This is a genomic window from Dietzia lutea (genome assembly GCF_003096075.1).
Lineage (GTDB): Bacteria > Actinomycetota > Actinomycetes > Mycobacteriales > Mycobacteriaceae > Dietzia > Dietzia lutea.
Genome location: NZ_CP015449.1, coordinates 1,491,788 through 1,513,800, shown reverse-complemented (window position 1 = coordinate 1,513,800; position 22,013 = coordinate 1,491,788). Strand labels below are relative to the sequence as shown.

Annotated in this window: 21 protein-coding genes; 16 read left to right on the top strand and 5 right to left on the bottom strand. The window is 71.2% G+C overall.

The genetic code is table 11. The features are described 5' to 3' along the window. Positions 1 to 43: 43 nt before the first annotated feature. Positions 44 to 1,189, top strand: a complete 1,146-nt coding sequence (locus tag A6035_RS06815; protein WP_108847160.1) for an alkaline phosphatase family protein — start codon at positions 44 to 46, stop codon at positions 1,187 to 1,189. A 19-nt stretch (positions 1,190 to 1,208) separates the two neighbouring features. Here the strand turns inward: A6035_RS06815 and A6035_RS06810 are convergent, their stop codons facing one another. Next, a complete protein-coding gene (locus A6035_RS06810) occupies positions 1,209 to 1,877 on the bottom strand; it encodes a serine/threonine protein kinase (protein WP_235026708.1) in 669 nt (222 codons plus the stop codon). A 328-nt stretch (positions 1,878 to 2,205) separates the two neighbouring features. Here A6035_RS06810 and A6035_RS06805 point away from each other — a divergent pair, with 328 nt between their 5' ends. From A6035_RS06805 to A6035_RS06760, 10 genes are all read left to right on the top strand, one after another. Continuing rightward, a complete protein-coding gene (locus tag A6035_RS06805) occupies positions 2,206 to 2,499 on the top strand; it encodes a WXG100 family type VII secretion target (protein ID WP_108847159.1) in 294 nt (97 codons plus the stop codon). A 4-nt stretch (positions 2,500 to 2,503) separates the two neighbouring features. After that, positions 2,504 to 3,394 (top strand): hypothetical protein, encoded by an 891-nt coding sequence (locus A6035_RS06800; protein ID WP_108847158.1) that lies wholly within the window; start codon positions 2,504 to 2,506, stop codon positions 3,392 to 3,394. 4 nt (positions 3,395 to 3,398) lie between these two features. Beyond that, the gene (locus tag A6035_RS06795) at positions 3,399 to 4,349 is read left to right on the top strand and encodes a hypothetical protein (RefSeq protein ID WP_162533989.1); all 951 of its coding nucleotides are present in this window, start codon (positions 3,399 to 3,401) and stop codon (positions 4,347 to 4,349) included. Beyond that, positions 4,346 to 4,831, top strand: coding sequence for a hypothetical protein (locus tag A6035_RS06790; RefSeq protein WP_108847156.1), 486 nt, complete (start codon positions 4,346 to 4,348; stop codon positions 4,829 to 4,831). Before A6035_RS06795 ends, A6035_RS06790 begins: the two co-directional genes overlap by 4 nt. Before the next feature lie 127 nt (positions 4,832 to 4,958). Further along, positions 4,959 to 6,140, top strand: coding sequence for a zinc-dependent alcohol dehydrogenase (locus A6035_RS06785; RefSeq protein WP_108847155.1), 1,182 nt, complete (start codon positions 4,959 to 4,961; stop codon positions 6,138 to 6,140). Beyond that, complete coding sequence (locus A6035_RS06780) at positions 6,137 to 6,886, top strand: histidine phosphatase family protein (protein WP_108847154.1); 750 nt, start codon at positions 6,137 to 6,139, stop codon at positions 6,884 to 6,886. Before A6035_RS06785 ends, A6035_RS06780 begins: the two co-directional genes overlap by 4 nt. Next, complete coding sequence (locus A6035_RS06775) at positions 6,883 to 7,818, top strand: NAD(P)H-hydrate dehydratase (RefSeq protein ID WP_200836343.1); 936 nt, start codon at positions 6,883 to 6,885, stop codon at positions 7,816 to 7,818. The genes A6035_RS06780 and A6035_RS06775 overlap by 4 nt, the downstream gene beginning before the upstream one ends. A gap of 25 nt (positions 7,819 to 7,843) precedes the next feature. After that, complete coding sequence (locus tag A6035_RS06770; protein WP_108847153.1) at positions 7,844 to 8,377, top strand: substrate-binding periplasmic protein; 534 nt, start codon at positions 7,844 to 7,846, stop codon at positions 8,375 to 8,377. A 13-nt stretch (positions 8,378 to 8,390) separates the two neighbouring features. Beyond that, positions 8,391 to 9,365, top strand: coding sequence for a cation diffusion facilitator family transporter (locus tag A6035_RS06765; protein ID WP_108847152.1), 975 nt, complete (start codon positions 8,391 to 8,393; stop codon positions 9,363 to 9,365). A gap of 69 nt (positions 9,366 to 9,434) precedes the next feature. After that, the gene (locus A6035_RS06760; protein ID WP_108847151.1) at positions 9,435 to 9,938 is read left to right on the top strand and encodes a hypothetical protein; all 504 of its coding nucleotides are present in this window, start codon (positions 9,435 to 9,437) and stop codon (positions 9,936 to 9,938) included. A 36-nt stretch (positions 9,939 to 9,974) separates the two neighbouring features. Here the strand turns inward: A6035_RS06760 and A6035_RS06755 are convergent, their stop codons facing one another. From A6035_RS06755 to nadA, 3 genes are all read right to left on the bottom strand, one after another. Further along, positions 9,975 to 10,496 (bottom strand): hypothetical protein, encoded by a 522-nt coding sequence (locus A6035_RS06755; protein WP_108847150.1) that lies wholly within the window; start codon positions 10,494 to 10,496, stop codon positions 9,975 to 9,977. Between the two features lie 94 nt (positions 10,497 to 10,590). Continuing rightward, positions 10,591 to 11,478 (bottom strand): carboxylating nicotinate-nucleotide diphosphorylase, encoded by an 888-nt coding sequence (gene nadC, locus A6035_RS06750; protein ID WP_412523617.1) that lies wholly within the window; start codon positions 11,476 to 11,478, stop codon positions 10,591 to 10,593. 11 nt (positions 11,479 to 11,489) lie between these two features. Beyond that, positions 11,490 to 12,521 carry a quinolinate synthase NadA gene (nadA, locus tag A6035_RS06745; protein WP_167400780.1) on the bottom strand — a complete coding sequence of 344 codons (1,032 nt, stop codon included), beginning with the start codon at positions 12,519 to 12,521 and terminating at the stop codon, positions 11,490 to 11,492. A 132-nt stretch (positions 12,522 to 12,653) separates the two neighbouring features. Between nadA and A6035_RS06740 the strand changes: the two genes are divergently transcribed. Both A6035_RS06740 and A6035_RS06735 read left to right on the top strand, forming a co-directional pair. After that, positions 12,654 to 13,361: an NUDIX hydrolase gene (locus tag A6035_RS06740; RefSeq protein WP_108847148.1), complete on the top strand. Its 708-nt coding sequence runs from the start codon at positions 12,654 to 12,656 to the stop codon at positions 13,359 to 13,361. A 103-nt stretch (positions 13,362 to 13,464) separates the two neighbouring features. Next, positions 13,465 to 14,442 carry a hypothetical protein gene (locus tag A6035_RS06735; protein WP_108847147.1) on the top strand — a complete coding sequence of 326 codons (978 nt, stop codon included), beginning with the start codon at positions 13,465 to 13,467 and terminating at the stop codon, positions 14,440 to 14,442. Positions 14,443 to 14,447: 5 nt separating this feature from the next. Here A6035_RS06735 and A6035_RS06730 read toward each other — a convergent pair whose 3' ends face one another. Further along, entirely contained in the window at positions 14,448 to 15,050 is a 603-nt protein-coding gene (locus A6035_RS06730) for a hypothetical protein (RefSeq protein WP_108847146.1), read from the bottom strand. Positions 15,051 to 15,192: 142 nt separating this feature from the next. On the opposite strand from A6035_RS06730, the gene A6035_RS06725 reads away from it, so the two are divergent. From A6035_RS06725 to treY, 3 genes are all read left to right on the top strand, one after another. Beyond that, positions 15,193 to 17,352, top strand: coding sequence for an acyltransferase family protein (locus A6035_RS06725; RefSeq protein ID WP_244192566.1), 2,160 nt, complete (start codon positions 15,193 to 15,195; stop codon positions 17,350 to 17,352). A gap of 73 nt (positions 17,353 to 17,425) precedes the next feature. Then, positions 17,426 to 19,555 carry a glycogen debranching protein GlgX gene (gene glgX, locus A6035_RS06720; RefSeq protein WP_108847145.1) on the top strand — a complete coding sequence of 710 codons (2,130 nt, stop codon included), beginning with the start codon at positions 17,426 to 17,428 and terminating at the stop codon, positions 19,553 to 19,555. Beyond that, positions 19,555 to 21,984: a malto-oligosyltrehalose synthase gene (gene treY / locus A6035_RS06715; RefSeq protein WP_108847144.1), complete on the top strand. Its 2,430-nt coding sequence runs from the start codon at positions 19,555 to 19,557 to the stop codon at positions 21,982 to 21,984. The genes glgX and treY overlap by 1 nt, the downstream gene beginning before the upstream one ends. Positions 21,985 to 22,013: the final 29 nt, after the last annotated feature.

Genomic DNA, 22,013 nt, shown 5'->3' with positions numbered 1-22,013 from the left:
CGGTTACCGCCCTCACCAGCGGCGGATGAGGGATGGTGAAGTCATGACAGAGATCCCGATCGAGCCCTCTGCCCATTCGCTGGCCGATGTCATGCCGTCTGTCGCTGCGTCGCTGGGCTGCGGCCAGCACAACTCGCTCGGGATCGCACCAGCTCGCGACGCGGTGCTGGTCCTCGTCGACGGACTCGGCGCCGAGCTGATTCGCCGGTACTCCGCCGACGCCCCGACTCTCGCCGCCATGTCCACCCGGATGATCTCCGCCGGCTTCCCGGCGACGACCGCGACCAGCCTGACGAGCCTCGCCGTAGGCGCTCCGTGCTCCACACACGGGATCGTGGGGTACAGCTTCCGAGTCTCGGACGACGGCGACGACACCGCCGTCTCGTTCAATCCATTGCGCTGGACCCTCGACTCGGCGGGCGGTCCGTCGGCGATGGACCGCTTCCCTCCCCGCCGGATCCAGCGGCAGCCGAGCCTGCTCGAACTCCTCGCCTCAGACGGCGTCGACGTCACCTACGTGATGCGTGAGGAGTTCCGCGAATCGGGACTGACCCGAGCGGCCTTCCGGGCGGACGGCGAATTCCGCTCTGCCATCTCTCTCGACGAGGTGAATCGGGGAGTGATCGACGCGGTCGGCCGCCCCTCGAAAACCAGGCGCTTCGTCTACGCGTACTACGGAGACCTCGACCTCATCGGCCACATTCACGGCCCCGGTTCTCCCGAATGGCTGGAGTCGCTCCGCGATGTCGACGCCTTCATCGCCGACCTCGCCACCGACCTCCCCCGCGACTGCAGACTCATCGTCACCGCGGATCACGGAATGGTCAGCGCCGAGACCGTCGTCGATATCGACCAGACTCCCTCCCTCCTCGCCGATGTCGAGATAGTCGCCGGCGAAGCTCGCGTCCGCCACGCGTACGCCCGCCCGGGTGCAGCCGACGACGTCCTCCACGCGTGGCGAGCCGAACTGGCCGGTCACGCCCGCGTGATCAGCCGCGAGCAGGCCCTCGACGAGCGCCTCTTCGGTCCCGATCGCGCCTACGCCGACCGGCTCGGTGATGTCATCGCCATCGCGAGCGGCGGCGTCATCCTCGCGCGGTCGGAGCACGAGCCGATGGAGTCGTCCCTCCTGGGCCATCACGGCGCCAACACCGCGGCCGAGCAGCACATCCCGCTCATCCTCCGGTGATCCCGGCACAGCGCCGGCGTCAGCAGGTGACGAGAACCGACGGATCGCTGGTGGTGTCCAGCCACCGACCGTAGGCCGGGGGCCCCGCCGCGCGGACGTCCGCGCACAGTTCCTGCCGGGTGTAACCCGACGCCCGGTAGACCGCGTAGATGACGTTGCCGTTCTCGTCGCGCGGGCGCAGGGACGGGCACGCCATGTCCGTCCGCAGGTAGGACGCTCCTGGGTACCTGGCCAAGCCAGAGGCGATCTCCTGGGCGTAGGCGCCCGGGGTGACCGCCGAGTAGAGGACGACGATACCCCGGCCGTCACACGCCGGTCGTGACATGGGCGTGTCGAGCCCCAGGTCACCGACGGCCACGGCGGGTTCCGGCGCGGCCGGCGCCCCCGGTGCCGCCGGTGCCGCCCGTGGCGTCGGCGCGGACGGCGAGCTCGGTGCCTCCGCCGACGGGACGATCGGGCTCTCCGTCGCTACGGGAGCAGCGATGGGAGTCGCGCCGGGTGCAGCGGCGGGCTGATCGTCCGGGGACGCGACCAGGTAGCCGACCCCCGCCGCGAGTACGAGGAGCAACACCACGACGATCCCGCCCAGCACCCAAACCGCGGTGTTCCGAGGCGGGGCCCGGATGTCGTTGTACGGCGCGTACCGCCAGTCATCGGTGTCCCAACCGTTCCCGGGCGATCTGGTCATGTCCACCACCGTCGACAGGGCCGGGTCACCGACCAATCCGATCAGAATGACGATTACTTCATCCGCAGTGGAGTGACGATGACTCGGTTTCGACTCCGCGAAGCGTGGAACCGAACCGCCGATCCCGCGCGTCGAACAGGGTGCACGGACAGATCGCACAGAACCAACAGCGACGCCACCACGGCCAGCGAGGCGAATATGAGAACGCGGGTATGAGAACGACGACGACGACGAGCGCCACCAGAGCACCGGGCTGCTTCCACCGGGATGCGCGGGACCGTCAGAGGGAATCGGCGCGGCCGGTGGTCGGACCCACGGTGGGGCCACGATGACCGGGCCTCTCGACGTCACGCCGGTCGAGCTGACTGATCTCGCCCGGCGCGTGGACGGATACGGCGACCAGATCGGCGGGATCACTCCGGAGGGCGACCTCACCACGCTGGCGAGTGGTCTGAGGGGCAGCAGCGTCGCGGCCATCGCGAGCACGCTCGGCGCGCGGCTGAGTCAGTCGGCCGACAGGCTGAGCTCCGACTTGTCGGAGGAGGCGGGCCGCCTCCGGACCGCGACCGGGGTGATCGTCATGACGGACGGAGAGAACGCCGCGATGTTCGGCGGGAGGTGAACCCGTGCCGATACGAGTCAGCGACGCACTCGCCTGGCAGGTGGACGACGCAGAATCGCGCCTGAGCGCGGTCCGCGCGGGTATCACCGCGACGAATGACGTCGCGGACCGACTGCGGGACGATGCGGAGAGGGTCCTGGACGGGATGGAGGGTCACTCCGTCGACGCGGCGCGCTCATCGGTTCAGGATCTGCGTAGGCGCACATTCGCACTCGGAGACGACCTGCGCAGTACGGCGAATCCGTTGTCCTCGTTCGCGCGATCCGTCGCCATCCACCGGGATCGGCTGCGGGCGGGCGTCGAGGCGGCACTCCGACAGGGGGCGACCGTCGCGGAGGACGGGAGCGTGGTGTGTCCTCCCGACATGGAGGCGACCCGAGTGCGAGAACTCCGCGAGCTCGAAGTGACCATCAAGGACGCGCTCCGCGCGATCGACTCTCTGGACGTCGAGACGGCGGACAAGCTCAACCGCCTCCACGGGTCGATCGCCGACTACAGCGACAACGCCGATCTTCGGACCACCGTCGCAGGAGTGGTCATCAACGCCATGACCCGGCCTCTCGAAGACATGATCCGGGCTGGCGACGACGGGTTACCCGGGACGCGCGCCGTCGCCAAGGGGCTGGGGCCCTTCGGTAGTGCCCTGGGCCTCGCGGCGGGCATAGCCGGTGCGCCTGACGACGAGCCGATGTCCGAAACGCTCATCGCAGAGGGAAGCGGGTTCGTGGCAGGGCTGGCCGCGGCTGCCGGTTATGGGGCAGCCGCGGGAAGCGTGGTCCCCGGCGCCGGGACCGTCGCCGGTGCCGCATTCGGAATCCTTCTCACCGCTGGTGCGAGTGTCGTCACGTCGAGCCTAATTCGCGATCACTTCGACGACCAGCGACAGGGCAGGTGACACCATGCCTCTCGACCATGTGCAACCGCCGACGGCCGGTCACCAGTGGACATACCGCGTGGCCCAGAATCCGCGGTGGATCTGGCTCCCTGCAACCCTCTTCGTGCTGCTGGTGGGAGCGTTGGGCCTGGAGCCGTTCCTCACCGACCCGGGCTGGGCGACGGCTTCTTCTCTGTGTGCCGCGATCGTTCTTCTGTGCCTCGGCTCAATCGGCCCCGTCGTCGGTGGCTTCACCCACCTGCGAAGCACCAGAATGCCCGGACTGCCGTCAGAGCCCGTGCCCACGACCCACCTCTGGCGCACACATGTACCGACACTCACGGGGCTCATCGCGACGGCGATGTTCGCGACCCTCGAGTACCTGCATCCCCGGATGACCGTCGGCTCCGAACTCACGCCGAATCGCCTTCTCGTGATCGCGGTGGGGTGCTACGGGTTCGCTGCTGCGTCGTTCGTCGTGGCCGGCCACCGGCACCACCTCAGGTTCACCCCGCACGAGTTGGAACACCGTCGCGGGCGGTTCCAGGCCACTATCCCCTGGGACGAGATTCGAGATCTCCGGCCAGTCGCTGACGCCAACCTCAAGTCCGGCCGCCGCAGCCGCGTCCACCTACCCAGTCGACGGAATCTGCGGGCCGGTGTCCAGGTGGCGGTTGGTGACGGGGCGTTGAGCCGTGGCAGGGGGAAGCGCTTCCACATCAACGGTACGGATGTGATCAACATCGACTGCTCCGGGTACGTGATCGAGCCGAACACCCTCGTCAACGCCATCTACCTGCTGGTGCAGAACCCCGAACTACGGCCGCTGCTGGACTCCCCCGAGGGCGCCGAGCTCTTCGTGGGGCCGGACTGGAACATGCGTCGCAAGATGCGAGTCGGCGACCGCTGGGACCGCGTGAGCGGAACGATCATCCGGGCCGACGGGCCACGCGCGGGCGCACAAGAGCTCTCATGACGTCATTGTTCGAGTTCCTCGACGCCGGTGACCGCATCCTCGAACCGCTGGATGACGCGTCACTCGCCCAGCTCGACCCGGGCCCCGGCTGGCGACTGGTCGAACAGACCGCGCCGGTGGACAACGTCGCGATCTGGGGACACCCCGGGTTGTACCGCGAAGGATTCCAGCCGACCGTCATCATCTCGCTGGCACGCGTCACCCCCGCGGTCGACCGCGACACGCTCCTCGACCGACTCGCGGATACGGCTGCGACGCTCGAACGCTGGCGGGTGCGGGCCACCGACCGGGTGGAGGACGGCCGCGGCCACCTGGTCTCGGACACCCTCGGCGAGTTCCGCGTGGGCCCTCACGAGCTCACCGCGTCGACGCTCGCCTCGGTGTGGCAGGAGAGCGGCGCGACGGTGCTGCGTCAGGTAGTGGTCACGACCTTCACCGACCAGGTGACGACGCATTCGGGCGTCCTGCGCGCACTGGGCTGAGGCCGCGACCGGCCGCGCCGCTCGTGCACGCCGCGGGGGCCGTCCACCGGATGCGGGCAGACGGCGTCGTTACTACGGTCGGGAACATGCGTGAAGGCGCATAGCACGACCAGAGAGGAGCCCGAACATGAAGGCAGTCACCTGGCACGGCAAGCGCGACGTCCGCGTCGAGGACGTCCCCGATCCCCGGATCCAGGAGCCGACCGACGCGATCGTCAAGATCACGAGCACGAACATCTGCGGTTCCGACCTGCACCTGTACGAGGTCCTCGGGCCGTTCATGCACGAGGGGGACATCCTCGGCCACGAGCCCATGGGGATCGTCGAGGAGGTCGGCGCCGAGGTGACCGGCCTCAAGCCCGGAGACCGGGTGGTGATGCCGTTCCAGATCTCCTGCGGGCACTGCTACATGTGCGACAAGGGACTGAACACCCAGTGCGAGACCACCCAGGTGCGCGACCAGGGTATGGGCGCGATGCTGTTCGGCTACTCCGAGCTGTACGGCAGCGTCTCCGGCGGCCAGGCCGAGTACCTGCGCGTGCCCCAGGCGCAGAACACGACCATCAAGGTGCCGCACGAGCACGCCGACGACCGCTACCTCTACCTGTCGGACGTCCTGCCCACCGCGTGGCAGGCGGTCGACTACGCCGAGATCCCCGACGGCGGGACGGTCGCCGTGCTGGGCCTCGGGCCGATCGGTGACATGGCGGCCCGCATCGCCGCCCACCACGGACACCGCGTCATCGGTGTGGATCCCGTCCCCGAGCGGCGCGCACGCCAGGCCCACCGCGGCGTCGAGGTCATCGATCCCACGGATGTGCCCGGCGAACTGGGCGACGTCATCCGCGACATGACGGGCGGCCGCGGCCCCGACTCGGTCGTCGACGCCGTCGGCATGGAGGCCCACGGCTCCCCGGCCGCCAGCGCCGCGCACGCGGCCGTGGGCATGATGCCGAAGTTCCTCGGCAAGAAGATGATGGAGAACGCTGGCGTCGACCGCCTCGGCGCGTTCTACTCGGCGATCGACATCGTCCGCCGCGGAGGGACCATCTCCCTGTCCGGCGTGTACGGCGGCAGCGCCGATCCCCTGCCCATGCTCACGCTGTTCGACAAGCAGATCACGCTGAAGATGGGCCAGGCCAACGTCAAGCGCTGGGTGCCCGACATCATGCCGCTGCTCACCGACGAGGACCCGCTGGGCGTCGACGACTTCGCCACCCACCGGCTGCCGCTGGCGGACGCCCCGCGCGCGTACGAGATGTTCCAGAAAAAGGAGGACGGTGCGGTGAAGGTGGTCCTCGAGCCGTGACAGAACTCGCGCGGCTCCTACTGATCCGTCACGGACAGAGCATCGGCAACGTCGCCGACGACCGAGCCCGCGCCGCCGGCGCCCACCGCCTCGACCTGGACCACCGCGACGCCGACACCCCGCTCTCGGAGGCCGGCGTCGGCCAGGCCCGCGCGGTGGGCGCCTGGCTCGGCGAGCTACCGGAGGAGCTCCGCCCCACCGTGTGGCTGACCTCGCCGTACCGCCGCGCGGCCGACACCGCGTCTACAGCCCTCGAGGCGGCGGGCGGGGCGACGGGCGGGGCGACCCTGCTCACCGACGAGCGTCTGCGGGAGCGCGATCTGGGGGTCCTGGACGGCTACACAGGCCGGGGCATCCGGGAGCGCCACCCGGAGGAGGCCGAGCGGCGTGACCGGATCGGCAAATTCTACTACCGCCCGCCCGGCGGCGAGAGCTGGACCGACGTGCTGCTGCGCGTGCGCTACCTGCTCACCGACCTGCGGCAGCAGTACGCCGGCGAGCGGGTGTGCGTGTTCAGCCACCAGGCGGTCATCATGTGCTTCCGCGTGGCCCTCGAGCAGATGGCCGAGCATGACGTCCTGACGATCGACCGCGAGGACCCGCTGCCGAACTGCTCGGTGACGACCTACCAGCGGTCGGACGACCAGCTCGAACTCGAGCGCTACGCTGACACGACGGCTGTAGAGCGGGCGGACGCGCCGACGACGCGTGAGACGCCGACGACGCAGGAGGGGGCTGCGACATGAACCGCGGCGACATGACCGGCGGCGACATGGCGGGCGGCCGATCCGACGGTGCGAGCGGGGCCGAGACGGTCCTCACGCCTCATCTGCTGCGGGGCTGGCCACTGCCCGCGCCCGGCGGGGGTAAGGAGGGCCGCGGACGGGTGATCGTCGTGGGCGGCAGCCGGGCCACCCCGGGGGCGGTGAAACTGGCCGGCGAGGCCGCGCTACGCAGCGGCGCGGGCAAGTTGCAGATCGCCACGGCCGAGACGGTCGCGCCCGGTCTGGCGATCCACATCCCCGAATCCAAGACCGTCGGCCTGCCCGAGCGCGAGGACGGTGAGCTCGCGGCGGTGAGCGCCGAGACGATCGTCGGGCTAGCGAAGTCCTGCGACGCCGTGGTCCTCGGCCCCGGCATCGGGGACAAGTCCGCCGCGACGGACCTGCTCGCCGAGGTGATCCCCAGGCTGGAGACCACCTTGGTGCTGGACGCGCTCGGCATGGCGTACGTGACCGAGAACCCCAACGGCCTCAGGCACCTCGACGGCCGCGTGGTCCTCAGCCCGAACCCCAAGGAGCTCTCTCGCACCCTGGGCGTCGACGAGGACGACGTCGAGGCCGACACGCCCGCGCACGCCATCGAACTCGCGCGCCGCGCCGGGGCGGTCGTGGTGTCCGGCACCGCGACGTCGTGGATCGCCACCCCGGACGGCAGGCTCTGGCGGGACGAGTCGGGGTCGTTCGGACTCGGCGTGTCCGGCTCCGGCGACGTCAAGGCCGGCATCATCGCCGGACTGTTGGCCCGAGGGGCCGATCCGGCACAGGCCGCCGCGTGGGCCACCTACAGCCACGGCCGGGCCGGCGAGCGCCTGTCCGCGCGGACCGGCCCCACGGGTTTCCTCGCCCGCGAGCTGCTCCCCGAGGTGCCGGGGATCCTGGTAGAACTCTCGTCCTGAGCAGACCGTCGGGAGGGTGTCAGTCATGCAGGTCCGGCATCGTGGGATCCCGGTCGGCCGGTCGCGCCGGGCCGGGCGCCCGAACGCGCTCGTCGTCGTCCTCCTCCTCGCCCTCACCGGCGCCCTCACCGCCGCCTGCGGCGGGCCGTTCCCCAGGGACACCGACGGCAGCCTCGACAGGATCACCGGAGGCGTGCTGCGGGTGGGCGTCTCGGAGAACCCGCCGTGGACCGAGGTGTACGACGACGGGCGCGTCGCCGGGCGGGAGGTCGACCTGGTGCGTGGGTTCGCCGCCCGGCAGGGAGCCGACGTGGAGTGGACGCCCGGCGCGGAGAGCGAACTGGTGATGGCGATGGTCCGCGGCGATCTCGACGTGGTCGTCGGCGGGCTGACGTCCGATACGCCGTGGGAGAAAGAGGTGGCGGTGACCCGGCCCTACGCCGATGAGGTCACGCCGGACGGCGACACCGAGCAGATGGTGATGGCCACGCCGCTCGGCGAGAACGCCCTGCTCGTGGAGCTGGAGACGTACCTCGCCGGAACCGGGGAGGCGTCATGAGCGGGGAGGCATCGTGAGCGGGAAGACGGCGCTCGGCGGTCGGGACCTACCCGACGAGCAGCAGGCCGCACTGCGCCGCGCGATCCGGCTGGAGTGGGTGACCCTCGCCGTTCTCGCCGTGACGGTCGCGGCGGTGTATGCCGTGTCGGGTCAGTCGCAGGCGATGAAGGCGGCGTGGATCGAGGACTCGCTGTCCTTCCTTCCGCCGATCGCGTTCCTCGTGGCCGTACGCGTGTCGAGGATCCCGCCGAGCGCGCGGTTCCCGTACGGGCGCCACCGGGCGGTGGGCATCGGGCATCTCGTGGCCGGGGTGTCGCTGCTGGCCATGGGCGTGTTCCTCATCGTCGACTCGGGTAGCGGGCTGATCACCGGCGAGCGGCCGCCGCTGGGTGTGGTGGAGCTCGGCGGGCACGTCATCTGGTCCGGATGGCTGATGGTCGCGGTGATGGCGCTGTCGGTCATCGGGCCGTTCATCCTCGGCCGCATGAAGCTCGCGCCGGCCGAGGCGCTGCACGACAAGGTGCTCTTCGCCGACGCCGCCATGAACCGTGCCGACTGGAAGACCGGTCTGGCCACGATCGTCGGGGTGTTCGGGATCGGCCTGGGGCTGTGGTGGGCGGATGCGGTCGCGGCGCTGGTGGTGAGCGTGTCGATCCTCAGCGACGGCTGGTCCAACATGCGCGGCGCGATCGAGGGGCTGGCCGACGCGCGCCCCACCCGCTTCGACGGCACCGACCCACACCCGCTCGTCTACGAGATCGACGAGCTGCTGGCCGAGGTCGACTGGGCCGTCGACCGCGGCGCGCGCGTGCGTGACGAGGGACACGTCTTCCACGTGGAGGCCTTCCTCGTCCCCGCGGAGGGCCGGGAGGTCACCGTCGAGCGGCTGTCGGAGGTCCGGCGGGGGTTGGCGCAGCTGAGCTGGAAGATCGAGGACGTGGTGGTCACGGTCGTGCCGGAGGTGTTGGACGCGCACCGGCCGTGTTGACGCGCGCACCGGCCGCGCACCGGCCCTGCACCGGCTGCGGATCGCCGTGCGGGCTGGCAGTCTCGGGGCATGAGCACACTCGACGACATCCGCACCGCCATCGACGCCGCCACCGAGCCCGAGCAGCCCGCGCTGGAGCGGGCCCGCATGATCATCGTGGACAAGCTCGGCGAGCGCGACAGCCTGGGACTCGACGAGCTGATCGAATCGGTGTGCGAGGCGTACGAAGCCCACTCGGGCGAGCCGCTGCGTCTGGTCGACGTCGACCCGTCCGCCCCAGACACCGACACGCCCGCCCTGCGCAACCTGCGCTACGCCCGCGCCGCGCGCACGGCGATCATCGCGCTACTCGACGAGGGGACGATCGTCGCGGTCGAACCGCTGCCCGGCGACGGTGAGATGGTCCGCGCCACCGGCGAGGGGGACCCTGCGGGAGATGACCACGACGACGACGAGGTCACCGCCGCCAAGGAGACCACCGACGCGGCAGCCGCGGAGGCCGGGGCCGAGGAGGTCGTCGTCGCGACGGGCCCGCAGCCGGAGGGGCGGCGTTTCTCGCTGGCGGACCGCTGACCGCCTCGCCGGCGGGACCGGACCCGGCGGGGCGTCCTACAGGGTGACGGTCTCGTCCGGGTGGTCGGTGTCCTTGAGCGGCTTCTGCGCCCCACCGGACAGGGTGGTCTCGCCGAGGCGGGCCTCCTTGTACCGCTCGGCCTGCGCCTGGCTGATGGGTTCGCGGGAGCCGTCCTTGGCGTAGCACACCGGCAGCCAGGCGCCCTCGTCGTCCAGGCGGGCGACGATCCGCTGGCGGAGGCGGAACGGCTGGATGGAGTCCGACCACGCGACCAGCAGGTCGAGGTTCCCGCCGCGGGCGTCGGGCGTCGAGTCGGTGATGCAGAAGTGCTGCACGCTGCGCCACACCGCGAACTGCGCGCCGGACACCGACAGCGGGTCGACGGTCGCGGCCTTCGGCGCGCGGGCGGACCGGGTGCGGGTGGCCTTGGCGGGCGCGGGGGGCGGGGGCGGAGAGGTGTTCTCCCCGGCCTCGACGCGGCGCCGGGCCTCCTCCATCCGCTGCAGTCGTCGCTCCGCCGCCGTGCTCTTCTCGCCTGAGTCCCAGAACCCCGTCATGGCAGACGACTTTACGCGGCCTCCCGCCCGGCGCCCGAGCCCGAACGCCCCCGTGGGGCGGACCTCACACGCGTCAAGCCGAAGCGCGGGCGTCTCACATATCCAGACCGAGGTCCAGGACCGCGACCGAATGGGTCAGGCCCCCGACCGCGAGATAGTCGACGCCGCAGCGCGCGTAGTCCGCGGCCACATGGAGCGTGAGCCCGCCGCTGGACTCCAGCCGGGTGGTCGGCGAGACCTTGTCGCGGCGCTGCACCGCGATCTGCGTCTGCCACACCGGGAAGTTGTCGAGCAGCACCAGGTCGACGCCCGCGGCCAGCATCTGGTCGAGCTGCTCCAGGGAGTCCACCTCGACCTCGCACGGCAGCTCCGGGAAGCGCTCGCGGACCGCCGTCAGCGCCGGGAGGACCCCACCCGCGGCGACGACGTGGTTGTCCTTGACCAGCACCGCGTCGCCCAGGCCCAGGCGGTGGTTGACCCCGCCGCCGCACCGCACCGCGTACTTCTGCAGCAGCCGCATTCCGGGCATCGTCTTGCGCGTGTCGCGGACCGCGCAGTTCGTGCCGGCGAGTTCGTCGGCCCACGCGCGGGTGGCGGTGGCGACCCCGGACAGGTGGCACACCAGGTTGAGCAGCGTGCGCTCGGCGGTGAGCAGCCCGAGCGTGGGCGCGCTGATCTCGGCCACGACGTCGCCGGCCGTCACGCGGTCGCCGTCGCGGGCGTGGAGGGTCACGGAGAAGCCCGAGCCGATCACCTCGCCCAGCACCATCTCGATCAGCGGCAGGCCGGCCATCACGCCGTCGGACCGGGTCGCCAGGCGTGCGGTGGCCCGGGCGTCCGCCGGCACGGTGGCCAGCGAGGTGGCGTCCGGGCCGTATCGCAGGTCCTCCTCGAGCGCGCGACGGATCGCGACCACCGCGTCCGCACGGGTGTCGGGATCGAGGAACTCGTCGTCGTCGACCCCGGCTGCACCGCCCGGCAGGCCCGGGCGGCTCACTCCCCCGACCCCGGGTTGCCGATGGCGATCATCCGCTCGACCGACCCGCGCGCGGCCTCGGCGGTCACGGGGTCGACGTGGACCTCGTCGGCGCCCTCGACGAGGGCGCGCAGCAGCGCGGCCGGGGTGATCATCTTCATGTACGGGCAGCTGGCCTGGTCGTTGACCGGCAGGAAGTCGATCTCCGGCGCCGCCTTGCGCAACTGGTGGATCATGCCGACCTCCGTCGCCACGAGCACCTCGCGGGCGCCCGAGGCGCGGGCGGCGTCGACCATACCGCCGGTGGACAGGATCTTGACCTGATCGGCCGGCACGGCGCCCTCGGTGGCCAGGTGCAGCGCGCTCGTGGCGCAGCCGCACTCGGGGTGGACGAAGAGCTCCGCGCCCGGGTGCGCCCCCGCCTTGGCCGTGAGCTGGTCACCGTTGATCGCGGCGTGGACGTGGCACTCGCCCGCCCACACGAGGACGTTGTCGCGGCCGGTCTTACGCCGCACGTGCGCGCCGAGGAACTGGTCGGGCAGGAAGAGCACCTCGCGGTCGGGGTCGATCGACGCCACCACGTCCACGGCGTTGGAGCTGGTGCAGCAGATGTCGGTGAGCGCCTTCACCGCCGCCGTGGTGTTGACGTAGGAGACCACGACGGAGTCCGGGTGCTCGGACTTCCACTCGGCCAGCTGCTCGGCGGTGATCGAGTCGGCCAGCGAGCAGCCGGCCGCCTCGTCGGGGATGAGGACGGTCTTGTCGGGCGAGAGGATCTTGGCGGTCTCGGCCATGAAGTGCACGCCGCAGAAGACGATGGTCGACTGCTCGGCCGCCGCCGCGACGCGCGACAGTGCCAGCGAGTCACCGACGTGGTGGGCGATGTCCTGGATGGCGGGGATCTCGTAGTTGTGCGCGAGGATCACCGCGTCCCGCTCCGCGGCGAGGCGACGGATCTCCGCGGCCCACTCGGCGTCCGGCTCGACGCCCGTGTACACGGCCCCGTCGTGACGGATCTTCTCCGCCAGCGGCGAATCGAGCCGGCCGATCGCGGTGCCGGGCCGCGGCGCGACCGTCGTGCTGTGTCCTGTGGCAGTGCTCAACGCTGCCCCCTCCCGGGTGAAGTCTCACGGCGCCCTCCGGCAACCGCCCGGGGGCGTTTTCGACTTATAATCGAAAACATGACGGAGTGTAACACCGGTCACGAGGTGCTCGTCGTGGTGAGCCAGGTGCGGCCGGTCGGCGAGGTGGCGCCGCCCGCCCTCCACGTGCTGCTCTGGCAACACTCCCTGGGGCCCGCCGCCGGCCGGTGGGCGCTCCCGGGCGGCGGGGTCCGTGACGACGAGGATCTGCGCGGCTCCGCCACCCGGCAGCTCGCCGAGAAGGTCGACGTGCGGTCACTGAGCCATCTCGAACCGGTCGCCGAGTTCTCCGACCCCGCCCGCGTTCCCGGCCGGCGCGTGTTCGCCTCCGGCTTCCTCGGCGTGCTGCCCTGCGATGCCGCCCCGGCCCTGCCCGACGACACCGCGTGGTTCCGCGTGGACGAGCTGCCCGACACGGTGTTCGACCACGCGGAAATCGTCGCCCTCGCGCGCGACCGGCTGGCGGCCAAGATGTCCTACTCCAACCTCGGCTTCGCCCTCGCGCCGGAGGAGTTCACGCTGTCCTTTCTCGCACAGCTCTACGCGGCCGCGCTCGGGCATCCGGTGGACCCCACCAACCTCCAGCGCGTCCTGACCCGCCGACGCGAACTCGTGGCGTGCGGGCGTAGCGCTCCCCCGGGCCCCGCGGGCGGGCGGCCGGCCGGGCTGTACCGCTTCGCCGAGAGGCGACTCCGCATCACCGACCAGTTCGCCACCCTCCGCCCGCCGACCGGCAGCGGGTGGTGAGGTGCAGCTGGCGGTGCCCACTCTCGGGACGGGCAGCGCGATTCGCGCGTGGACCATCTCGCGACTCACTACCGTTAGCGCGTAGCCATCCCTTAGGAGATCCATGCAGGTCGGTCCCGAGCCCCCGCTCGATCACGCTTTCGATGAGGCCGTCATGCTCGTCAATAATGCCCTCAGGCGGACGGCTCCGATCGCCGGCGTCATCGACCTCCCGCCGTTCGACCCCGGCGCCGGGCACCTGACTCATGCGCAGCGGCGTGCGCTCGTCACTGAGCAGCTACCCTTGCCGATCCCGCTGCCGATTCGAATCGAACAGCCGCCGGCGGCAGTGAGTGCCGCCCGTCGATCCCCGCCAGCTCGCCGCTTCGCTCTCTGGCTCCTCTTCGTCGCGGCCGTGGCTTCCATGGCGTTACCCGCATTGTCGCTCGCTCTCGGCGTGGCGTGGTTCGTCGTCCTCGTCTGGCCGAGCCGACCCGGGGTCAACGCACCGCCTGACGAGACTGAGCCGGACTCAGACGGCGCACGCGGAGGGCGCGGCGATGCGACGGACATCGAACTGCGGATCATCTGGATGGCCAGGTGGCAGGCAGCGGCGATCATTGGGAGCCGCGCCTGGAATTCGGACGAGCTCGGCGGTGCGAATCGCATCGACATCGCTCGAACTCTCGAGTCGCTGACGGAACGAGCGCTGAGCCTTCTCCAGTTCGCCTCGACAGCCCTTCCCAAGCCGTCCAGGTCACAGCCAGAGCTTCGTCGACAGTGGCAGCGCGAGCAGGAACGAATCGAGTCGATTCGGGGGGAGTTGGTCGAGCAGGTCGCGGCGATGATCATGTACCGCGAACGTCTGGAACTCATCTCCGACCTTCTGGAACAACGCGACCAGATGGCCGTTCTCTCCGAGCGAGCGGCGGCCTTCGACCAGATACTCCCGCCCACCACCGACGGGCAAGATCTCCTCGACGCGACCGGGGAGCACCGCGACCTTCAAGCTAACCTCGCGGCCCAGATCCAGTATCTCGGTGACCTCACTGACGGCTGGGGGGCCGGGCTACCCCGCCGCGGTTCTCGTCGGAGTTTGTGAAGGCTTCAGAAATCGTCGAGGTCCGTGGAGGGGCTGAGGTACGCGAGGGCGGCGACCGTGAACGCCGCGATCATCGTCCCCAGGGCCAGCCAGCCGACGCCCGGCGGGAACCAGTCCCACGCCGGGCCGGACAGTCCGTAGATCATCCGGTCGTAGAAGAGTTCCCCCGCCGCCGGGGCCTGGCGCACCACCTGCCCGTACGGGGCGTCCTCCGGCGGCGCGGCGAGCACATCGGCCAGCGGCGTGGCGGCCATCGCGGCCGTCGCCGCCGCCAGCCCGGGCACGAGCGCGAGCGCGGGCACGCCTCCCGGCCGCCGCAGGCGGGGGTGGCGATGCCAGAGCGCGAGCACCGCGCACACCGTGGCGAAGCCGATGAGCACGATGAGCGTGAGCAGCTGGCTGCCACCGTCCGCTCCCGAGTCGGCCAGCCGCAGGCCGCGCCCGTCACCGACGGACAGCAGCTCCGAGCGCGGGGCCGCGACGGCCCACAGCGCGAGTGTGGCGACAAACGGGGAGACGACGGCGAGGAGCGTGCCCGCCGCGCGTGGGGCGGTGCCGGGCACACGGTCGGACGAACGCACGACACCTGGCGACGACGGGCCGGTCATGCGGCCCGACTGTACCAACGGCGGTGACGCCGACCCGCTGTGGTGTAATCGGACCCGGCTCCGCCCCGCCCGGCGTGGCGCCCGGATGCCGGGCCGGGCCACCCGCGACCGCCCCGGACGAGACGTCAGGAAGTAGCAGCCAGTGGCCTCCATCCCCGCTCCCGCGCCCGCCCCCCGGCGCCGCGGGACGATGGCCTACCGGCACGACATCGACGGCCTGCGAGGACTGGCGATAGCACTGGTCGTGGTGTTCCACATCTGGATGGGACGCGTCTCCGGCGGCGTCGACGTGTTCCTCACCCTGTCCGGGTTCTTCTTCCTCGGCTCGCTCCTGCGCGGCGCCGGCGATCCGAACACGCCCCTCAACCCGCTGCCGCACCTCAAGCGCCTGGTCCGCCGGCTGTACCCCGCACTGGTGGTGACGGTCGCCGCGACCGTCCTCGGCACCGTGCTCATCAAGCCGCCCACCCAGTGGTCGGCGATCTTCGAGCAGACCGTGGCCTCGCTGCTGTACTACCAGAACTGGGAACTGGCGCTCACCGCCTCGGACTACGCGGCCGCCGACGCGACCATCTCGCCGCTGCAGCACCTGTGGTCGATGTCCGTCCAGGGCCAGTTCTACCTGGTGGCCCTCGCGGTGATCCTCGGCGTGAGCCTGCTCTGGCGTCGGCTCGTCCGCCGCGGTACCCCGAAGTGGGTCCTCGTCGGGATCGTGGCCGCGGGCACCGCCACCTCGGCGTGGTGGGCCGTACTCGGACAGTCCACCAACCAGCCGTGGAACTACTACGACACCGCCGCCCGCATGTGGGAGCTGCTCGTCGGCGGCCTGGTGGCGATCATCCTGGCCGGGATCGTCCTGCCCTGGCCCCTTCGCCTGCTCACCACCGCGGCCGGCCTCTTCCTGGTGGTGAGCACCGGATTCCTCTTCGACGGCGCGGGCCACTTCCCCGGCCCCCTGGCGTGGTACCCCATCGGCGGCGCGCTGCTCATCATCCTCGGCGGGAACCTGCCGCCCGGCCTGCGCGCCACCCCGGCCCGGGACCCGATCACCTGGCTGCTGTCCGGCCGGCTGTTCCGGCGCCTCGGGGACATCTCCTACTCGCTCTACCTGTGGCACTGGCCGCTGCTCATCCTGTGGCTCTCCCACGACCGCGAGGCCGAGATCACGCTCGTCTCCGGCCTGGTGATCATCGCCGTGTCGATCGTGCTGGCGCTGGCCACGGAGAAGTACGTCGAACGACCGTTGCGGATGGCCAGCCGGGCCCGGGGGCGCACCACCCCGGCGGCCGCCGCCCGCGACCGGCTGCGGGGAGGCCCGGCCCGCCCGGCCCGGGAGCAGAGGCTGTTCGTCCGCGCGAGTGCCCTCGTCGTCGTCGCCGCCGTTGCCAGCGTGGCCACCGTCGGCTGGTGGGGCGCCACCTCCGGTTCCCGCTCGGCCGTGCCCTACGTCGACTCCCCCACCGACCCGGACCACCCCGGCGCGCGGGCGTTCCTCGAGGGCGTCCCCGCGCCCGACGACGTCGGCTACGTCCCCTCCCTGCTCCAGGTAAGCAACGACCTGCCCGCCAGCACCATGGACGGCTGCATCTCGACCTTCGAGTCGTCCGAGGTGGAGATGTGCGTCTACGGCGACGTCACCTCCCCCCGCACCATCGCGCTCACCGGCGGCTCCCACGCCGAGCACTGGATCAGCGGCCTCGACGAGGTCGGCCGGCACTACGGCTTCCGCGTGGTCACCGTCCTCAAGATGGGCTGCCCCCTCACCCTCGACGCCTCGGTCTCCGACGGCGACGAACCGCTCTACGAGAGCTGCGCCGAGTGGACCCCCGAGGCGCTGGCCGCGCTCGTGGGACTGAACCCGGACTTCGTGTTCACCACCGCTACCCGCCCCGTCGGCGTGGTCGGACCCGACGTCACCCCCCGCCAGTACGTCGACCTGTGGCGCGCGCTCGGTGAGCAGGGCATCGGCGTCATCGCCATCCGCGACACCCCGTGGCTCAACCGCGGCCGCGGCCCGATCCGCGCCTCCGACTGCCTCGGCGACGGCGGCACCCCCGCCGAGTGCGGCATGCCGCGCGAGCGCTCCATCTCCCCCATCAACCCCGCCGCCCTCGCCGGCGCCGGCCTCGACTCCGTGCGACTGCTCGACCTCACCGACGGACTGTGCGACCCCGAGGTCTGCCCCGCCGTGGTGGGCAACGTGGTCGTCTACCACGACTCGCATCACCTGTCGGGCTCCTGGGTGCGCTCCGCGTCCGGCGAGCTGGCCCGTCAGATGGGGCCCGCGACCGGCTGGTGGTGACCGAGCCCTCCTCGCACGGGGACGTCAACCGGCCCGAAAGGCACTACCCTTGGGCAGCGTGACCCAAGACGACGTGACGCAAGCCGCCCCGGAGCTCATCCGCGCCTGGCCGGGGACCCCCTACCCGCTGGGGGCCACCTACGACGGCACCGGGACGAACTTCTCCCTGTTCTCCGAGGTCGCGGAGCGCGTCGAGCTCTGCCTGATCGACGACGACGGCAGCGAACAGCGTGTGGAACTCGAGGAGGTCGACTACCACATCTGGCACTGCTACCTGTTCGGGGTGACCCCGGGTCAGCGGTACGGATTCCGCGTCCACGGGCCGTACGAGCCGGAGAACGGACTGCGGTGCGACCCGTCCAAGCTGCTGCTCGACCCGTACGGCAAGGCGTTCGACGGCACCTTCGACGGCCACCCGAGCCTGCACAGCTACGACCTCGACAACCCGGACGAGCGCAACACCGACGACTCGCTCGGGCACACCATGACCACCGTCGTGATCAACCCCTACTTCGACTGGGGCAACGACCGGGCGCCCGGCCACGAGTACCACAACACGGTGATCTACGAGGCCCACGTCAAGGGCATGACGGCCACCCACCCCGACATCCCCGCCGAGATGCGCGGCACCTACGCCGGGATGAGCCACCCGGCGATCATCGACTACCTCACCGAACTGGGTGTCACCGCGATCGAGCTCATGCCCGTGCACCAGTTCATGCACGATCAGCCGCTCATCGACAAGGGACTGCGCAACTACTGGGGCTACAACAGCTTCGGGTTCCTGGCCCCGCACAACGAGTACGCCTTCTCCCGCCAGCCCGGCGACGCCGTGAGCGAGTTCAAGGCCATGGTCAAGGCCTTCCACGAGGCGAACATCGAGGTGATCCTCGACGTGGTCTACAACCACACCGCCGAGGGCAACCACCTGGGGCCCACCATCGGCTTCCGAGGCATCGACAACCAGGCCTACTACCGGCTGGTCGAGGGCGACGAGCAGTTCTACATGGACTACACGGGCACCGGCAACACCCTCAACGTCCGGCACCCGCACTCGCTGCAGCTCATCATGGACTCGCTGCGCTACTGGATCCTCGACATGCACGTCGACGGCTTCCGCTTCGACCTCGCCTCGTCGCTGGCTCGCGGCCTGCACGAGGTCGACCGGCTGTCCTCGTTCTTCGACCTGGTCCAGCAGGACCCGGTGGTCAGCCAGGTCAAGCTCATCGCCGAGCCGTGGGACGTCGGTGAGGGCGGCTACCAGGTGGGCAACTTCCCACCCCTGTGGACGGAGTGGAACGGCCAGTTCCGCGACACCGTGCGCGACTTCTGGCGCGGCGAGCCCGCCACCCTGGGCGAGTTCGCCTCCCGCCTCACCGGCTCCTCCGACCTGTACGAGGCCACCGGCAGGCGCCCCAGCGCGTCCATCAACTTCGTCACCGCACACGACGGCTTCACCCTCAACGACCTCGTGACCTACAACGAGAAGCACAACGAGGCCAACGGGGAGGACGGCAACGACGGCGAGAGCCACAACCGCTCCTGGAACTGTGGCGTCGAGGGGCCCACCGACGACCCCGAGATCCTCGCCCTGCGCCGCCGGCAGCGGCGCAACCTGCTCACGACCCTCATCCTCTCGCAGGGCACGCCGATGATCGCCCACGGTGACGAGATCGCGCGCACCCAGCACGGCAACAACAACGTGTACTGCCAGGACAACGAGACGTCCTGGATGAACTGGGACCTCGACGAGGAGCAGGAGGACCTGCTCGCCTTCACGCGCGACCTCGTCCGGCTGCGCAAGGACCACCCCGTGTTCCGGCGTCGCCGCTTCTTCGGCACCCCGGTGCGCGGCGAGGAGGACCCCCAGGACATCGCGTGGTTCGCCCCCGACGGTTCGGAGATGACCAGCAAGGACTGGGACTCCGGCTTCGGCAAGTCCCTGTCCGTCTACCTCAACGGCGAGGGCATCCGCGAGCCGGACGAGCGAGGGCAGCGGATCATCGACGACTCGTTCCTCATGCTGTTCAACGCCCACCACGAGCCCATCGACTTCTCGTTGCTCGGCTCCGAGTACGCCGAGGCGTGGGAGATCGTCCTGGACACCACCCGGCCCGCCGGCGACCACAACGGCGACCTGCCCTCCGACGGCACCCTCGTCGTGGCCGGCCGCGGCACGGCCGTCCTGCGGAAGCTGCGCTGATGGGCGACGCCGCGAACGGTGCGGGGTCGGGCCCGCGGGCCCGGGTCGACGTGCTCTCCAGCACCTACCGCCTCCAGCTGCGCACCCCCGCCTCCGACCCCGACGGCCGCGGCTTCACCCTGGCCGACGCGGAAGAACTCGTGCCCTACCTCGCCGACCTCGGGGTGGGCGCGGTCTACCTCTCGCCCGTCCTGACCGCCACGCCCGGTTCGACCCACGGTTACGACGTCGTCGACCCCACCGAGGTCTCGTCCGAGCTCGGCGGGATCGACGCCCTGCGGTCCCTGCGCGCGGCGTGCCGAGCCCACGGGCTGGGGCTGATCGCCGACATCGTGCCCAACCACCTCGGCGTGGACGAGCCGGCTACCAACCCCTGGTGGTGGGACGCGCTGCGGCGGGGCCCCGACTCGGTGTACCACCGCTTCTTCGACTTCGACATCGAGGAGGCCAACGGGGCGGACGGCGCGATCGCGATACCCGTCCTGGGCTCCCCGGAGGACGTGGCCGACCTCGTCGTCGTCGCCCCTGACGACTCCCCCAGTGGGGAGGCCGAGCTGCGCTTCTACGAGCACCGCTTCCCCGTGGCGCCCGGCACCGGGGACGGCACGGCGCAGGAGGTACACGACCGCCAGCACTACCGGCTCGTCCACTGGCGCGAGCCGCTGCTCGGCTACCGGCGGTTCTTCACCGTCACCGGCCTGGCCGGGCTGCGGCAGGAGGACCCCGAGGTCTTCGACGCCAGCCACGCCGAGGTGCGCCGCTGGTGCGAGGAGGACCTCGTCGACGGCATCCGCGTCGACCACCCGGACGGACTGTCCGACCCGGTGGGCTACGCGCGCCGACTGCGCGACCTCGTCGGACCGGACCGGCTCGTGCTGGTGGAGAAGATCCTCGCGCCCGACGAGGTCCTCGAGCCCGCCATGGGCGTCGACGGCACCACCGGATACGACGCCCTGCGGCTCGTCGACCAGCTGCTCGTCGACGCCTCCGGCGAGGCCCGGCTGTCCGAACTCGCCGCGCGCTACAGCGGTGACCCGGGCGACGAGGACCGGGTCCACGCGCAGTCCGCCGAGCTCAAACGGCAGATCGTGGCCGAGGACCTCGCGCCCGAACTGGCGCGGCTCGCCCGTGTCGTGCGTCGCGGGGCCGCCGCCGGGCACGGCGGGTCGACGAGCGACGACGTCGAGGAGGGCGACCTCCGCGAGGCCCTGGTCTCGGTGATCGCGCGCACGCCGTTCTACCGGGCCGACTATCCCGTCCTGCGGGGCACCCTCCCAGCCATCCTCGACGGCCTGCGCCGCGACCGGCCCGAGCTCGCGCCCGCCCTGCGGCTCGTGGCCAGCGCACTCGCCCGCGGCGGGGAGGCCTCCACGCGGCTCGCGCAGGTCACCGGCGCCGCCACCGCGAAGGCCGAGGAGGACCGGCTCTTCTACCGCCTCGGGCGCCTGGTCTCGCTCAACGAGGTCGGCGGCTCGCCCGGGCGGATGGGCATGTCCGTCGAGGCGTTCCACCTGGCGATGGCCGAACGCGCCCGCGCCACACCGCTGGCCATGACCGCTCTGAGCACTCACGACACCAAGCGCGGCGAGGACGTCCGCGCCCGGATCTCGGTGCTCTCGCAGGTCCCCGACGCGTGGGCCGACCTGGTCTCGCGCGTGTTCGAGGCCTATCCCCCGCCCGCCGAGGACGCCGGCTACTTCCTGCTGCAGGTCGTCGTGGGCGTGTGGCCGGAACCGGGCGCCCCGGCCGACGAGCTGCGTTCGCGCCTGCACGACTACGCCGACAAGGCCCTGCGGGAGGCCGCGGTCCACACCAGATGGACCGAGCAGAACGCCGAGTTCGAGTCCGCCGCGCACCAGTGGATCGACACCCTCCTCGACTCCGGCGCCGCGCTCATCGGCCCGTTCGTCGAGCGCATCGCCCCGGCCGGACGCGACAACGCACTCGTCGCCAAGGCCGTGCAGCTGCTCTCCCCCGGCGTGCCGGACATCTACCAGGGCACGGAGGTGTGGGAGGACTCGCTCGTCGACCCGGACAACCGGCGGTTCGTGGACTACGGTCCGCTGCGCTCGGGCGCCGTTGCCCGCGCCGGCCACCCGAAGTTCGCGCTGGTCCGCGAATTGCTCCGGATCCGCCGCGCGCACCCGGCGGACCTCGTCGGCGGAACGCACGTGCCGCTCCCCGTGCACGGTCCCGCGGCCGCGGACGTGGTCGCGTTCACGCGGTCGGTCGACGGCCGCGCGGCGGTCGGTCTGATCGCCCGGCGACGGACAGCGGCGCTCAGCGCCCGCGACCTCGCTGGCACGGTGATCCCGCTACCGGAGGGGACGTGGGCGGTGCGGTCGGACGGCTCGACGATCTGCGGCCGCGTGGACGTGGGCGAACTGCTCAGCGCGAGCCCCGTCGTGGTGATCGTTCGCGAGGACTGAGGCGGGACGGTCGGCTTTCGGGCCGGGCG